Source organism: uncultured Campylobacter sp. (assembly GCF_937997465.1).
Classification (GTDB): domain Bacteria; phylum Campylobacterota; class Campylobacteria; order Campylobacterales; family Campylobacteraceae; genus Campylobacter_A.
Genome location: NZ_CALKTQ010000093.1, coordinates 1 through 13,526 on the forward strand (window position 1 = coordinate 1; position 13,526 = coordinate 13,526).

General features: G+C 48.9%; 13 protein-coding genes. 8 read left to right on the plus strand and 5 right to left on the minus strand.

Features of this window, described 5'->3' with window-relative positions:
- Positions 1-230: 230 nt before the first annotated feature.
- The 3 genes from Q0546_RS02745 to Q0546_RS02755 all read right to left on the minus strand — a co-directional run bounded on the left by Q0546_RS02745 (position 231) and on the right by Q0546_RS02755 (position 3,085).
- A complete protein-coding gene (locus Q0546_RS02745; protein WP_298790317.1) occupies positions 231-929 on the minus strand; it encodes an MqnA/MqnD/SBP family protein in 699 nt (232 codons plus the stop codon).
- A gap of 386 nt (positions 930-1,315) precedes the next feature.
- Positions 1,316-1,864, minus strand: coding sequence for an NAD(P)H-dependent oxidoreductase (locus Q0546_RS02750; protein ID WP_298790319.1), 549 nt, complete (start codon positions 1,862-1,864; stop codon positions 1,316-1,318).
- 258 nt (positions 1,865-2,122) lie between these two features.
- A complete protein-coding gene (locus tag Q0546_RS02755; protein ID WP_298790321.1) occupies positions 2,123-3,085 on the minus strand; it encodes a DUF3137 domain-containing protein in 963 nt (320 codons plus the stop codon).
- Positions 3,086-3,247: 162 nt separating this feature from the next.
- Between Q0546_RS02755 and ribD the strand changes: the two genes are divergently transcribed.
- Both ribD and thiF read left to right on the plus strand, forming a co-directional pair.
- The gene (gene ribD, locus Q0546_RS02760) at positions 3,248-4,339 is read left to right on the plus strand and encodes a bifunctional diaminohydroxyphosphoribosylaminopyrimidine deaminase/5-amino-6-(5-phosphoribosylamino)uracil reductase RibD (RefSeq protein WP_298790323.1); all 1,092 of its coding nucleotides are present in this window, start codon (positions 3,248-3,250) and stop codon (positions 4,337-4,339) included.
- A gap of 47 nt (positions 4,340-4,386) precedes the next feature.
- The gene (thiF, locus tag Q0546_RS02765) at positions 4,387-5,241 is read left to right on the plus strand and encodes a sulfur carrier protein ThiS adenylyltransferase ThiF (RefSeq protein WP_298790325.1); all 855 of its coding nucleotides are present in this window, start codon (positions 4,387-4,389) and stop codon (positions 5,239-5,241) included.
- 378 nt (positions 5,242-5,619) lie between these two features.
- Here thiF and sppA read toward each other — a convergent pair whose 3' ends face one another.
- Both sppA and Q0546_RS02775 read right to left on the minus strand, forming a co-directional pair.
- A complete protein-coding gene (sppA, locus tag Q0546_RS02770) occupies positions 5,620-6,489 on the minus strand; it encodes a signal peptide peptidase SppA (RefSeq protein ID WP_298790327.1) in 870 nt (289 codons plus the stop codon).
- A 155-nt stretch (positions 6,490-6,644) separates the two neighbouring features.
- The gene (locus tag Q0546_RS02775; RefSeq protein ID WP_298790329.1) at positions 6,645-7,871 is read right to left on the minus strand and encodes a metal-dependent hydrolase; all 1,227 of its coding nucleotides are present in this window, start codon (positions 7,869-7,871) and stop codon (positions 6,645-6,647) included.
- 91 nt (positions 7,872-7,962) lie between these two features.
- Between Q0546_RS02775 and aroQ the strand changes: the two genes are divergently transcribed.
- The 6 genes from aroQ (at position 7,963) to mnmA (ending at position 12,986) form a co-directional block, all read left to right on the plus strand.
- Positions 7,963-8,451, plus strand: coding sequence for a type II 3-dehydroquinate dehydratase (aroQ, locus tag Q0546_RS02780; RefSeq protein WP_298790331.1), 489 nt, complete (start codon positions 7,963-7,965; stop codon positions 8,449-8,451).
- 13 nt (positions 8,452-8,464) lie between these two features.
- Positions 8,465-9,490 carry a M24 family metallopeptidase gene (locus Q0546_RS02785; RefSeq protein WP_298790333.1) on the plus strand — a complete coding sequence of 342 codons (1,026 nt, stop codon included), beginning with the start codon at positions 8,465-8,467 and terminating at the stop codon, positions 9,488-9,490.
- Between the two features lie 17 nt (positions 9,491-9,507).
- Positions 9,508-10,038 (plus strand): 2-amino-4-hydroxy-6-hydroxymethyldihydropteridine diphosphokinase, encoded by a 531-nt coding sequence (folK, locus tag Q0546_RS02790; protein ID WP_298790339.1) that lies wholly within the window; start codon positions 9,508-9,510, stop codon positions 10,036-10,038.
- Positions 10,020-11,237, plus strand: coding sequence for a P-loop NTPase (locus Q0546_RS02795; protein ID WP_298790335.1), 1,218 nt, complete (start codon positions 10,020-10,022; stop codon positions 11,235-11,237). The genes folK and Q0546_RS02795 overlap by 19 nt, the downstream gene beginning before the upstream one ends.
- Before the next feature lie 115 nt (positions 11,238-11,352).
- Positions 11,353-11,958 (plus strand): TIGR00730 family Rossman fold protein, encoded by a 606-nt coding sequence (locus Q0546_RS02800; RefSeq protein WP_291940297.1) that lies wholly within the window; start codon positions 11,353-11,355, stop codon positions 11,956-11,958.
- Complete coding sequence (mnmA, locus tag Q0546_RS02805) at positions 11,955-12,986, plus strand: tRNA 2-thiouridine(34) synthase MnmA (RefSeq protein WP_298790337.1); 1,032 nt, start codon at positions 11,955-11,957, stop codon at positions 12,984-12,986. Before Q0546_RS02800 ends, mnmA begins: the two co-directional genes overlap by 4 nt.
- Positions 12,987-13,526 lie beyond the last annotated feature (540 nt).

The window sequence follows — 13,526 nt, forward strand, 5'->3', positions numbered from 1 at the left end:
AAATTTAAAATTTAAGCAGGCGAAATTTGACGAGAACGGACGTAAATTTGCCCGTCAAATTTCAAATTTGACCAAATCTTGCTAGCTTCTAAAAATGCGCCACTTAGAGTGGTTAAAATTTAGCGCTATGCGGTGGTTAGGCTCTAAACTACAGCATTTGAAGCGACTGCGAAAACCGCCCGAGATAAAAAGGCAAATTTAAAAAGCGGTGCGCTAGAGTAAATTTGCGCTTACCGCTCGTCTCGCGCCAAAAGCTTTGCCGTGCGTCCGTTTTTTCGCACTTCTTTGAAAAATATCCGCAGCGCCTTTTGCTCCTTTGCGCCGATTTCGTAGCTGATAAATTTGAGATACCATTTGATATCGTCCGCGCTGATGCCCCTAGTTTGGGCGTATTTGGCGAGGATATAGTTTGGGATTTTGACATTTGCTCGCAAAAACTCGCGCGCCAATCGCTCATACGCGCCGCGCCCCTTCACGCAGGAAAATCGCCCGAAAACAAACGGCAAGCCCGTCCGCTCGCGCCACGCCCGCCCCATATCGTAAAACGCATCCTCGCCCTCCCGCAGATACGCCTTTAGCGCGCGGTCGCCGATGAGCACCTCGCCCTCAAGCCCCAGCACTTCAGCTAGCGCGTTTGAGCTAGCAGACGCGGGGTCGAGACGCGCGGCGGTGCCCTTTCGCACGAGCACGCTTTTGACGTCGCCTTTTGCGACGATGCCCAGGCTCACCTTTTTATAGCGTTTTTTGCCGCTTTCGATGCTTGAAATCACGGCTGCGTCGATCCTACGGCAGCACAGATCGCGGTTTAGTTTGCTTGGCACGCCCTTTTTAAATTCGATGATTTTTTTGTCCTGAGAGCTTAGGCGCGAGCGCTTTAAAAATACGTGAAAAGGAAGCAAATTTAGATAATCAATCTTGCCAAAAATCATAAAAACTCCGAATTTATAAGGATTTGCGCCGTTTTAAAACGAGCCAAATTTAAAGCCGAATCCTAATGCGTAAAATTTCTAAAACCAAAATCGTCGCTCGCGGCAAAAGATACGGTCGCGAGCTTTGGTGCGATACCGCAAATTTAACCGATTCGCGCCGCAAAATACGCCCGAACTAAAGTTAAACGAAAATGGCGCAGGTCTAGGCCGCCCAGCAAAAGCTCGCCCCAATAGGCAACGATGAAAAACCGCCAAAACGCGCCGAACCGCTCGCTAAAACCAAAGCGGGCACTTTGCGCGGTTAAATTTGAAAAAGCGGCGACTCCGCACGGGAAATCGCCGCTAGCGGTGCAAATTTGGGCTCAAGGCCGAGCTATTTTGCATCGTTAAATTTGATATTCGTGCTCTTCAAGCTCGTCGTTCAAGAGCTTCGTAAATCTCGCTGCATGCGCCTCTATCGCGCTATCAGGAACGCCCGGCTCCACGCCGCAGCTAGCAAAGATGCGCCCGTAAACGAGCTCGCAAAAGTCCGCGCAGCACTGAAGCGGCAGCAAAATCTCGTTTAGGGTAAATTTGATCGCGCCGTGCTTGGAGTATTCGCCTAGCCCGCCGCCCGCGCTCACGGCGATTTGTAGCTGTTTGCCCGCGATCTTCGCGCCCTCGCCGTAGGCAAAGCCGCGGCTGAGCACGTAGTCGATGTAGGCCTTTAGCATGGAGGGCACGTTAAAGCCCATCATCGGGAACAAAAACACGATGCGATCGGCGCGCAAAAACGCCTCTTGCTCTGCTTCGACGTCGATTTTTAGGGCGTCGGTGCCATATAGCCCCTCTAGGTGGCGAACCTCGGCGCCTGCGCTTTTAGCGGCGTTTACCAGCGCCTTGTTTAGGCGAGAGGCGGCGAAATTTGGGTGAGATAAAACTACTAGCGTTTTCATTTTGGCTCCTTTTTTGATAAATTTTAGAGCATTTGCGCTTTTGGGACGTTAAATTTAAGCTGATTAAATTTGCTGATTTTTAAACTCTCCTCAAACCGCAAAAGTCTTATTTTTGAGAAATTATATCATCAAAAGCCTAAAAACGGGTTAAGGCGAGCGGCTAAATTTTAACTAGTAAGACACTAGATGGTACGGCCGTAAATTCTCGCTCAAATTTATCTGCAAAATCCCCAATCATCTAAGCCGTCAAATTTGCCCTCACTTAAAAATATCAAGGTTCAAATTTAATTCGTCTATGATAGATAAAAGCTCTGAAATTTCCTTTTTTATCTGCTTTACCTCATAAAGGCTAGGCGGTAGCGAAAAGAGAGTTGTTTCAAATCTATTTTCCGCTCCGTTTAAAAATAGGTAAAATTTGTCGTCCATAAATGCCGCGCTCACCCCCATATCTCCCGCAAATTTTTCCTTTAGCTCGTACAAACGTCTCATAAACGTAGGCGTCAAAAGATATCTCGCCCCTACTTTGTCATCCGTAAAAACTCTAAATTCATCGTTAAAAAGAGTATCGTCCATCTGCTCTTTTTCGCCTAAAAATTTAGTATTTAGCGTACGGCTCGCCACTATCGTTTGACCGTTAAATTTCTTGTAAAACTCGCAGACCAAGACCGAGCCGCTAAAGGCCTGCATGTCCTTCATCGCTGACCATGCAAAAAATATTAGAGAGATTAGGTTAAGTCCGGGCGAGTCGCCTAGTTTTAGTTTGGCGTCCCTGGGTATGCTTATAGCTTCGCTAAGATTAAATTTGACGCCGCTATAAATGCCGCTGATTTGATCTTCGGCGCGGAATCTGTCGCGTGAATAAATATTGATTTTTCTAAATTCTGTTTCGGTTATGCCTGCTTGGGGATCGTATTTAAAGGTTGGATTTACGTCTTTTATCGCAATGCGAATGAACGTATTTTTAAAAAAACTCGTATAATCTTTTTCTGCATCTAGCGCATAGTATGCGGATATGTTAATAGCAAGAATGATAAACGGGAAATAGACGGCTGCAAATAAATCTCTAGCTCCGCTGCTGTCGAATATATACATAACGATCTCACCTCCTATCAAAAGCACGCCGAAAGTAAAGAAGAGTCCAAGAATTACGCTTTTAATATATCGCCTTTTGCATTCGCTTTGCTTTTTTGCGGTTGCCTCTATGGCTTCGTCTATGTTCAAATTTTGCCTCTTTTGGGGTTTTACCTTTGAAGCGAATCTTAGCGAAATTTACGCTGTAAGGGTGCGGGTTTGGAGATCAAAATAGTAAAAATAAGTCGCTAAATTTAAAAATCCGCCGCGCAAATTTTAGTATAATACCCCAAATTTAACTAGGCAAAAGCAATGATAAACGACGAATTTTACATGTCTCTAGCGATAAAAAAGGCTTGGGAGTTTCAAATTTTAACCTACCCAAATCCCGCCGTCGGTTGTGTGGTTTTAGACGCCGGCGATAGGCTACTCTCGGTAGCCGCGCATAAAAAGGCGGGCTTTTTACACGCCGAGCCAAGCGCGATTTTATTGGCACTCTGCGAAAAAAGTGAGGCGTTTTTAAGGGATTTTTTACGAGACTACAACGCGGCTTTGGGCGTAAAATTTGAAAACGCGGCCGAGCTTGAAAATGCGGACTTACAGCCAAATTTCACCTACGAATACATCCTGCAAAATCACGGCGATCTGCTAAAAGGCGCCAAGGCCTACGTGACGCTCGAGCCATGCGCTCACCGCGGTAAAACTCCGCCTTGCGCCGAGCTTTTAAGTCGGCTAAAATTTGCCGAGGTCGTCATCGCTAGAGGCGACGAAAATGCCGTGGCAAGCGGCGGCGCGCATATCTTGCAAAGCAGCGGCATATCGGTCAAATTTGACGTGTTAAGGCGTGAGGCGGACGAGCTGATAGAGCCGTTTCTAGCGTGGCAGAGGGGGAATTTTAGCTTTTTTAAGCTCGCCCTTAGCGCAAACGGCGTCGCAGTCGGCACCGCGCAGAGCAAAATCATCTCAAATTTAGCCAGCCGCACGCACTCTCACCGCCTTCGCAGCGCAGCCGAGCTGCTGGTTATCGGCGGCGCTACCGTCCGCGCCGACCGCCCGAGGCTTGACGCCAGGCTGATAGAGGGCGGCAAAAATCCAAATGTGATGATCTACTCGCGTGAGCGCGAGTTTGACGCGTTTGTACCGCTTTTTGGCGTGGAGGGTAGGAGCGTGAGCGTAACGAGCGATATAAACGAAGCTTTTGCGCCGCGTTTAACGATGTTTGAGGGCGGCGAAAACGCACTAAAAGCCCTAGATGAACGCGTAAAATGGCTACTGCTTTACCGCTCTAGCGAGTTTTTGGACGCACCCGCGGTGAGGCTAAATTTAAAACTCAAACCGCTATTTCACGGCGAGCTTGGTGGCGACGTTTACGGATGGTATAGGATCGAGCGGGATTTGGGCTAGAGCGCGTCAAATTTAGCCAAATGATTTTGTAAATTTAAAGGAGAAAAATGAAAGAGATAACGCTAAACGGAGCGAAATTTCAGGTCGCGGCAAACACGATGGAGGAGCTAAAAAACGAAGCTCTGGGCTACAAAAACGGCGAGATGTATAAATTTCTAGCCAAATTTAACGCGAGCGAGCCGGATATCTTTATCCTAGACGGCTTTGCGACGAAGGAAAATTTGGAGCTAAAAGAGGGCGCAAACGTGGTATTTATCAGGCGCGGCGTGATGCCAGGGCGAGAAGTGCTAAAAGCTATGATCGCCTCCAGAAACAGCCCCGAGCTAAACGAGGCGCTAGCTAGCGGCTGCGTGGGCGTGGCGGGGCTGGGCGGCCTTGGCTCAAATATCGCGCTAAGCCTAGCTCGCACGGGCGTCGCCAAGCTCGTGCTGGCCGACTTTGACGTCGTGGAGCCTAGCAACCTAAACCGCCAGCAGTACTTCGTCCGCCACATCGGCATGAAAAAAACGGACGCGCTAAAAGAGCTCATCGCCGAGGTAAATCCATTCGTCGAGGTCGTGACGCACGACGTGACGCTAGATGCGGCCAACGTCGCCGAGATTTTCGCGCCGTGCGGCGTCATCTGCGAGGCGTTTGACAACGTCGCTGGCAAGGCGATGATGGTAAACGAGGCGGGCGCGAGTCTGCGAGATAAAAAGATCGTCGGGGCGTCTGGCATGGCGGGGCACTTTAGCTCAAATCTCATAAAAACGGTCAAATTTGCGCGAAACGTCTATCTGTGCGGCGACCTACAAAACGCTGCGGGCGTAGGGCAGGGGCTCATGGCTGCGCGCGTGTCTATCTGCGCAAATCATCAGGCAAACCTCGCCATCAGACTTTTGATGGGACTTGAGGAGGTTTAAATTTGACTGCGGCAACGGCGTTTTAGCTTGTACTGGTTGCGGCCGAGATTTTTGACTCTCTTTTGCAAATTTGCTTGAGAATTGCTTGAAGTTGATTTTGTCGTCACGCTTAATTTCTGGTTTTTGACGAGTTTTTGTAGTTGCTCTAAATTTGAGCAAATTTGTAGCGACAAAATCAATACATTAGCGACTCTTTCACCGCTACAAATTTAGTATCAAAATTTAGCATAAATCTTGCCTTGCGAGGTAAAAATACGGACTAAATTTCCGAATTGACGTTTCGTTTTAAAAGCCTTTTCCTTTGTACCTGCGAGAGCCGGGTTTTTGCGGTCGTGAAAGGCTAGATTTTAAGACTATAAAATCTAGCCGTTTTTAAATTTACCTCGCCTTAGCTTCAAAAAATGCCGAGATTAGCGAGTTTGCGCTTTGATTTATAAATTTTTGCATCGCTTTTTCGTAGACGGACGGCTTTTCCCAGACGGGCTCGGCCACGCCGCTTAGCTTTTCTAGCTCGGCGCGCGCAGAATAATAATCGCTAACCTCGTCGATGAGCCCGAGCTTTGCCGCGTCTCGAGCCAAAAATACCCGCGCGTTGGCCCACTCTTTGCTTTTGTTGGCGTCTAGATTTCTATCGGCTGCCACGTCGCTTACGAACATCTCGTAGCTGGCGTTTACGAGCTCTTGCAGCTGCTCGCGCTCGATTTTGCTCCACGGGCGCAGAAACGTCCCAGCCTCTTTATACTCGCCCGCTTTTACGACTTGCTGCGAGACGCCGATTTTAGCCGCTAGCTCGCTAGCGTCGGCACCTTGCATTATCACGCCGATCGAGCCGATAAATGCGCCCGGATTTGCCAAAATCCTGTCCGCGCCCGCGCCCGCATAGTAGCTCCCGCTCGTCATCGACCCGCCCGCATACGCGACCACGGGCTTTTTGGCGCGCAGATTTTTGACCGCGAGGTGCAGCTCGACGCTAGGCGCGAGCGCGCCGCCCGGGCTATCGATGTAGAGCAGTACGCCCTTGATGTTGGCGTCCTTGCGCGCGGCCTCGATCTTTTCTAGCGCCTCGTTTGCGTCCATGATCGCGCCTGAGAGGTTGATCTGGGTTAGGTTGGGCGGATTTATGCTCTCACGCTCGCCGCTAAAAAATATCAAAAACACGATGAGCAAAAACAGCATTGCCTTAAAATACGTGTTTATGAACCTAAAAATCGCCCCAATCGGTGCAAAAATAAATCTCAAAAATCCCATTTTTTTCCTTTAAATTTATCGTTTTCGTGAAATTCGGGCGCATTTTACCATTTAAATTTATAAATTTAGCTAGCGGGCTGGATTTGGGAAAACTGCTTCAAATTTGAGCTTAAATTTGGCATTTGTTGCGCCAAAGTCTAAATCGCAAATTCGGCTCAATCGTTTAAATTTACCTCCGCGCCGCCTATCAATAGCCGCTCGCAGCCCTTGGCGTGTAAGATAAGCATGAGCGGTAGCTGTGCCGCGTCCGCCTGTGCAAAACCGCCATATAGCGCGAGGTCGGCTAACTTGCCCTCTTTTATCTCGCCTGCGTCTAAATTTAGCGCGCTTGCGGCATTTTTAGTCGATGATAGAAGCAAGATTTTAGCTAGCTCTAGCGGATCAAAATCTGCATGAATGAGTAAATTTGCCCGCAGCTCATCAAGGAAATTTAGGCTCATATTTGAGCTAAGGCCGTCCGTGCCGATATTTACGCTCACTCCGGCATCTAGCGCGGTGCGTAAATTTAGCGTGCGTTTGCTAAGCAGCCTATTTGAGACCGCGCAGTGCGTGAGGCTGTGAAGCTCGCGGTCAAAACCCGAAAAATCATCCGCCCAAACGCAGTGCGTAAAGAGCGTGCGAATGCCTGCAAACATAGCTACAAACGAGCTTGGCGTATAAAGCGGGCGCGCAGCGGGGTTAAATTTGCCCAGCCACTCTTTAAAGCCGCCCAAGCCGCCCTCTAGCCAGCTTTTTTCATGCTCGCTCTCCATAAAATGCGTCGAGACGACCAAGTCCTGCTCGCGGGCTAAATTTAGCGCAGCAGCGGCTAAATCATGGTGCGTAGAGTAGGGCGAATGCACCGAAACCGCGGGCGTAAAAAGCAGACTTTTGCGCTTTTGCGACGCTTTAAATCGGGCGGTAAAATTTGCCAAGCTTTGCTCTAACGCGGCTTCGTTCGTGCCTAAAATTTCGTTAAAAAACACGACCCTACCGTCGCAGTTTGCGCATGCGTCCAAATCCCCGCCAAAGCTAGAAACCGCTCCGAAGCTCGCCACGCCGCTTCTTTGCATGGTTTTTATCGCAGCGGTGATGACGGCCTCGTTTGCCGCTTGCGAGAGCGCGCCGCGAGAGGCGATAACCGAGCTAAGCCACTCTAAAAAATCGCCGTAAACGAGGCTGGTTTTGTTCGCGCTAAATTCCAGGTGCACGTGCGGGTTGATGAATGCCGGCGCCAAAACGGCGTCAGGATACTCGAAAAACTGCGCGCCCTCGTATCTTTTGCGTAGTTCCTCGGCCTCCCCAACCGCCTGGATACGCTCATCAAAAGCGACCGCCGCATCCTCTAAAACGGTAAAATTTTCGTCGCACAGCATTGTAAATTTCGGTTTAACGATGATCATTTTTAAGCTCCTATTTTTCGTGATTGTAGCGAAAATTTAGCTTAAAAAATGTATAATCAAGGCTAAATTTAAATCTTTTAAAAGGCTAAAAATGGAAACAAAATCTAAACTAATGGTCATCCAAGGCCCGAATATCAACATGCTGGGCACGCGCGAGCCTGATATCTACGGCTCGATGAAGATGGAGGATATCCACGCACAGATGAAGCTTTTTGCCGAGCAAAACGGCATCGAGATTGAGTTTTTTCAGAGCAATTTCGAGGGCGAACTAGTGGATAAAATCCAAGAGTGCTTCGGTGAATTTGACGGCATCATCATAAACCCAGCCGCCTACACGCACACATCTATCGCGATCCGCGACGCTATCGCAGCCGTCGGACTTCCGGTCATCGAGGTGCATATCAGCAACATCCACCGCCGCGAAGAATTCCGCCAAAAAAGCCTCATAGCGCCGGTAACTGCGGGGCAGATCGTGGGCTTTGGGCCTGTGGGCTATCACCTAGCTATGATCGCGATTTTACAAATTTTTGAGCAGATAAAAGCTATGAAAGCCGCAAGAGCGGGCGAAAAAGCGGAGTAAAACGAGGCAAAATTTGAAAAATTTTATCCTAAAGGACGAAAATGCCGTTTACCACGAGTGCGGATACAGCTGCGACAACGCGATATTTTTAAGCCTCGGCGGACGCAAATTTTTCCTCACGGATGCGCGTTATAGCATCGAGGCGCGCGAACTTTGCCAAGATACCGAGGTTATCGAGGTCGAGCGAAATTTGATAAAAGACGCGCGGCTGTTTTTGCGAAAAATGTGCGTTGCTGAGCTTAGCTATAACCCGTACGATTTTAGCGCGGGCGAGTGGGAGGCGCTAAGCAAAGGGCTTGGGATAAGATTTAAGGCGCGGGCGAATTTTTCGCAAATTTCGCGCATAATAAAATCAGAAGACGAGATAAAAATTTTAAAACGCGCGGCGCAGCTGGGTGCGGAAAGATTTGACGAATTTGCCGCGTTCGTGCGCGCTAACGGCGAAGAGATGAGCGAAGAGGAGCTGTTTTTTAACGCCGAGCTCATCTTTAAGAAAAAGGGCGAGCTGGCGCTTAGCTTTTCGCCTATCGTCGCGATCAACGAAAACGCCGCAAAAGCGCACGCTCTGCCGAGTAAAAAGCGGCTACGTCGGGGCAATTTGCTCCTGCTTGACGCGGGGGTTAAATTTAATCGTTACTGCTCGGATAGGACGCGCACGGCGTGCTTTGACGAAAATTTTAACTTCGGCAAGGAGCAAAATTTTAAAAACGCCAAACGGCAAGAAATTTACGAGATCGTAAAAGAGGCGCAAGCTCTGGCAATCGCTGCAGTCATGCCTGGCAAAAAGGCGCGCGAGATCGACGCGGCGGCTAGGGATTTTATCGCCGCCCAGGGCTTTGGCAAGGCGTTTTTCCATAGCACGGGACACGGCGTCGGAGTCGATATCCATGAGCTTCCGTTCATCTCAAAGCGCGGAGATACCGTGCTAAAAGAGGGGATGGTCTTTAGCGTGGAGCCGGGGATCTATCTGCCCGGCGAGTTTGGCGTGCGTATCGAGGATGTCGTGGTCGTACGCGAAAACGGGGCTGAAATTTTATGAGAGTAGCTCGGGTGAATATGCAGCTTAAGAAAAACGGATTTTACGAGTGCGCGGACGCGCTGTGCGTCGTAAAAAGCGCCGTTTTCCCGATGAAGCGCCGCGAGCGCGGAAATTTTAAAAATTTATACCTGCTCGGGCTCGGTGGGAATTTAGGAGATGTCAGGCGACGCTTCGAGCGATTTTATCGCGTTTTACAAAGCGATACGCGCTTTTTCGTGGCGCAAAATTCCTTGATTTTAAAAAACAAGCCGTTCGGCTTTTTGCGGCAGGAAAATTTTTTAAACGCCGTGATGTTAGTGCAAAGCTCTCTGCCACCGCTTACATTGCTTAAAATCATGCAGCGCGCGGAGCGACGATTTGGGCGCAAAAGAAGCTTTAAAAACGCGCCGCGCACGCTGGACGTGGATATTTTATATGCAAGCGCAAAAGCAAGGCCTGGCAGCAGGCTAGCTCTGCCGCATCCCGGAGCAAACGAGCGCATAAGCGTGATTTTGCCGCTTGGAGAGATGAAATTTAAAAGAGGACTGATATGCAAACTAAAATCGTAAATTTTTTAAGCGCCAAGGGCGGAGTCGGCAAGAGCGTGATTGCAGCAAATTTCGCCGAAATTCTAAACGAGCAGGGCTACCGCACGGCGATCATAGAGGCGCCAAATTTAAATAATCAAGAGATCATTTTAAATGCTTTGCAAAGAAAGAGGATTTCGCTACCAAGCGCCGTCGCAGTAAAAATTTCTCAAAATTTAACTCTCGTCTCGCCCGCGCTTGCTTCACAAAATCCCGCGTCTTCACAAAATTCTGTAAATAGCGCGAATTCTATGGCGCAAAATTCTATCAAAAACGCAAGCTCTAGTGCGGACGATTACGTCATGCAAAATTCTATAGGTAGCGCGCAAGGCTCGCAAGACGACGAAAGTAGCGGCTCGTACAATTACGCGCAAAAACTCACGAGCTCTGATGGCAAAAACAACTCAGAAAATTCCGCCGCTTCAAATTCAATAGCAAACGCTGCAAAAAATTCTACGAATTGTGCAGCCAAAAAGCCGCAGAATTGCGAAGATGGATGGAATTTTACAGAATCAGAAAGCCTAGAGAATTTTAAAAGCGACGATTTCACCAAGCAAAATTCAACCCCTGACGAGAATTCTCAAAATTCCGCGAATGAAGATGCAATGAAAAATTCCGCCCGCTCATCAAATCCCGAAAAAGCCGGAAATTTCACAAACGCAAAGGCTCACGAAAGCCCCGCTCGCTTTGCAAGCGAGCTGAAAGAGGCGGGAATCTTCGATTTTATTTTGATCGATGCGGGGCTTGAGTATCTTGGAGATTTTTTGAGCATCGGCGACGAAAATATCGTGCTGTGCGCGAACGAACCCTGCTCGATCAGCAACACCTACGCGCTTTTAAAGACGCTTGGGGCGAGCAAAAAAGAGGTTTTGTTTTTGCTAAATTTCACCGCGAGCGAGGATGACGCCGTGATGATCTACGACAATCTAAAGTCGGTTGCGCACCGCAATATAAGCGAACTGGGCTTTAAACTGCTAGGCTTTGTGCCGTTTTGCAAACAAGTAGCCGTCTGCTCACAAAATCGCGCGCTTTTTAACTCGCACTATCCGTTTTCGCCCGCTACCATCGCGCTTAAGCAGAGCGTCTCGCGATTTTTAAGCAAACAGGGCTGCGAGCCTATCAATATGAGCGCTTACCGCGGCGTCGGCGGATTTTTACGAAAGCTTAGCAACCTGGTATGATTTACGATGAGATTTTAAATCACGCAAATTCTACTATTTTAAACGGAATTTTAAAAATTTAATGGTATTCTTAAAGTTAAAATTTTAAATAATATACACAAAAGATAGATTAATCATGCAGTTAAAAGAAATTTTAAAAGACATCAAAATTGCCCGCGACAATCTCAAAAACGTGGGCAAAAGCGCCACGATCTTCGGCTCGGCGCGCTTTAGCGAGGATAATCGCTACGTAAAAGACGCGCAAAAACTTTGCGAGGGGCTCGCCGATTTAGGATACTCGATCATCACCGGAGGAGGAGGCGGCATTATGCAAGGCGCCAACCGAGGTGCATTTGCGAGAGCAAGGACGCACAGCGTGGGCTTTAACATCATGCTGCCGTTTGAGCAAAAAAGCAACGGCTTTTTGACGCAGGGCGCGAAATTTTCGGCATTTGCACCGCGCAAAGGCGCCCTCATCGAAAACAGCGAAATTTTTGTCATCTTTCCTGGCGGCTTTGGGACGCTGGATGAGTTTTTTGAAATTTTAGTGCTGGTGCAGACGGGCTTTAAGCGCGCACGGATCTATCTTTACGACGAGGAATTCTACGCGCCTTTGATGGAGTTTTTCCGCACTTCACTGCTAAAATCTGGTGCGATAAACGAAAGCGATCTGCAAAATTTTAAGCTCTGCGACAGCGTGGATGAAATTTTGACGGACGTGCGACGTAAGGAGAACGAATGAAAATTTTAGTCGCGATGAGCGGCGGCGTGGACAGCTCGATGTGCGCGAAGCTGCTACAAGACGCGGGGCACGAGGTGCAGGGCTGCTATATGAAGCTGCACGCAAAGCCCGGCTATCACGAGGCAAACATCGCCAAAGTTCGCAAGGTGGGCGAGTTTTTGGGTATAAAAATCCATATTTTGGATCTGCAGAATGATTTTAATCGCGATGTTTATGAGCCCTTCGTGCAGGCATATATAGGCGGTCTTACGCCAAATCCGTGCGCGCTGTGTAATCGCCGCATAAAGCTCGGCAAGCTCTTGGAATTTGCGCGCGAGCAGGGCTTTGAGCGCCTAGCTACGGGGCACTATGTCCGTATCGAGGACGGGCTTTTAAAAGCCGCTGTAGATCTTAGCAAAGATCAGAGCTATTTTTTAGCAAACATCGATCCCGCCGCGCTTAAGTTTATGCTCTTTCCGCTTGGAGGGATGTATAAAAAGGACGTCAAAGAGGCTGCGCGCGCCTATACGGAGCTTTCGCGGATCGCTTCTGCGAGCGAAAGTAGCGAGATCTGCTTTGTGGATACCACCTACATCGACGTTTTGAACCGTCATACGGGCACCAAAATGCCCGGCATCGTGCGCGACCGCGCGGGCAACGCCATCGGCACTCACGAGGGCTATATGCATTACACGATCGGCAAGCGCCGCGGTTTTACGGTGCACGGCGCGCATGAGCCGCACTTCGTGCTAAGCATCGACCCGAGTAAAAACGAGATCGTCGTGGGCTGTAAGGAGGAGCTGGCGACCTACGAGTTCGACACCGAAAATTTTAACGCCTTTTTAAGCAGGGATGAAATTTTAAATATGCCGAATCTCGGCGTTAAGATCCGCTACCGCAGCGCCAAACTCCCCGTTAAAATTTCGCCGCGCGAAGACGGCGGCGTGCATGCCGTGCTGTCCGCACCCGCAGCGGGCATCGCTCCGGCACAGCTCGCGGTTTTCTACGACGAGCGCGACCGCGTAGTGGCAAGCGGATTTATAAAATAGCGCTTCATTTTTGCTTCACTTAAAGCTCGCGAGTTTGCAAAACGGCACTTTGATCACGCCGCTTGATCTGCACTCGCTCTGTTAAATTTCATATCAAAAAAGGAATTTACGCTTTCGAATCCAAGCCGTTAAATTTTATCCCGTAAGCTTGAGTGCGCAAATTTTATGCGTGCAACTTTGCGATTGAGCCTTTTAAATTTACGTATGTCCACATCGAGAACGAAATTTTACGGAAACCGCGGTGCTAAAATAAAATTTACGGCGACGCCTTGCTTAAGCACGCCACGACGCAAATATCGCGACCGATATAAATCTTCGCGCGCCGTCTCGATGCGGCGAAACGAAATTTGTGCACTTGCTCTAAAGGCGATTTGCGATAAAATTTAAACCAAAGCCCGCAGTGCCGCTTAAATTTCATGAATTTACGCAAAATCAAATTTTAAAATTTAGCAACGCTTTCTAGCGTCCAGGTAACGTCCATCGCGCCTAAAATTCCACTCGCGTCTTTACCTCAAAAAGCAGCTCGCCGTCCACCGCCTC

Excerpts from the sequence above, each read along its gene's own strand:
- Q0546_RS02750 (WP_298790319.1), bottom strand. The coding sequence starts at position 1,864 with ATGAAAACGCTAGTAGTTTTATCTCACCCAAATTTCGCCGCCTCTCGC.
- thiF (WP_298790325.1), top strand. The coding sequence starts at position 4,387 with ATGAAAGAGATAACGCTAAACGGAGCGAAATTTCAGGTCGCGGCAAAC.
- Q0546_RS02775 (WP_298790329.1), bottom strand. The coding sequence starts at position 7,871 with ATGATCATCGTTAAACCGAAATTTACAATGCTGTGCGACGAAAATTTT.
- ribD (WP_298790323.1), top strand. The coding sequence starts at position 3,248 with ATGATAAACGACGAATTTTACATGTCTCTAGCGATAAAAAAGGCTTGG.
- Q0546_RS02745 (WP_298790317.1), bottom strand. The coding sequence starts at position 929 with ATGATTTTTGGCAAGATTGATTATCTAAATTTGCTTCCTTTTCACGTA.
- mnmA (WP_298790337.1), top strand. The coding sequence starts at position 11,955 with ATGAAAATTTTAGTCGCGATGAGCGGCGGCGTGGACAGCTCGATGTGC.
- folK (WP_298790339.1), top strand. The coding sequence starts at position 9,508 with ATGCAGCTTAAGAAAAACGGATTTTACGAGTGCGCGGACGCGCTGTGC.
- aroQ (WP_298790331.1), top strand. The coding sequence starts at position 7,963 with ATGGAAACAAAATCTAAACTAATGGTCATCCAAGGCCCGAATATCAAC.
- Q0546_RS02795 (WP_298790335.1), top strand. The coding sequence starts at position 10,020 with ATGCAAACTAAAATCGTAAATTTTTTAAGCGCCAAGGGCGGAGTCGGC.
- sppA (WP_298790327.1), bottom strand. The coding sequence starts at position 6,489 with ATGGGATTTTTGAGATTTATTTTTGCACCGATTGGGGCGATTTTTAGG.
- Q0546_RS02800 (WP_291940297.1), top strand. The coding sequence starts at position 11,353 with ATGCAGTTAAAAGAAATTTTAAAAGACATCAAAATTGCCCGCGACAAT.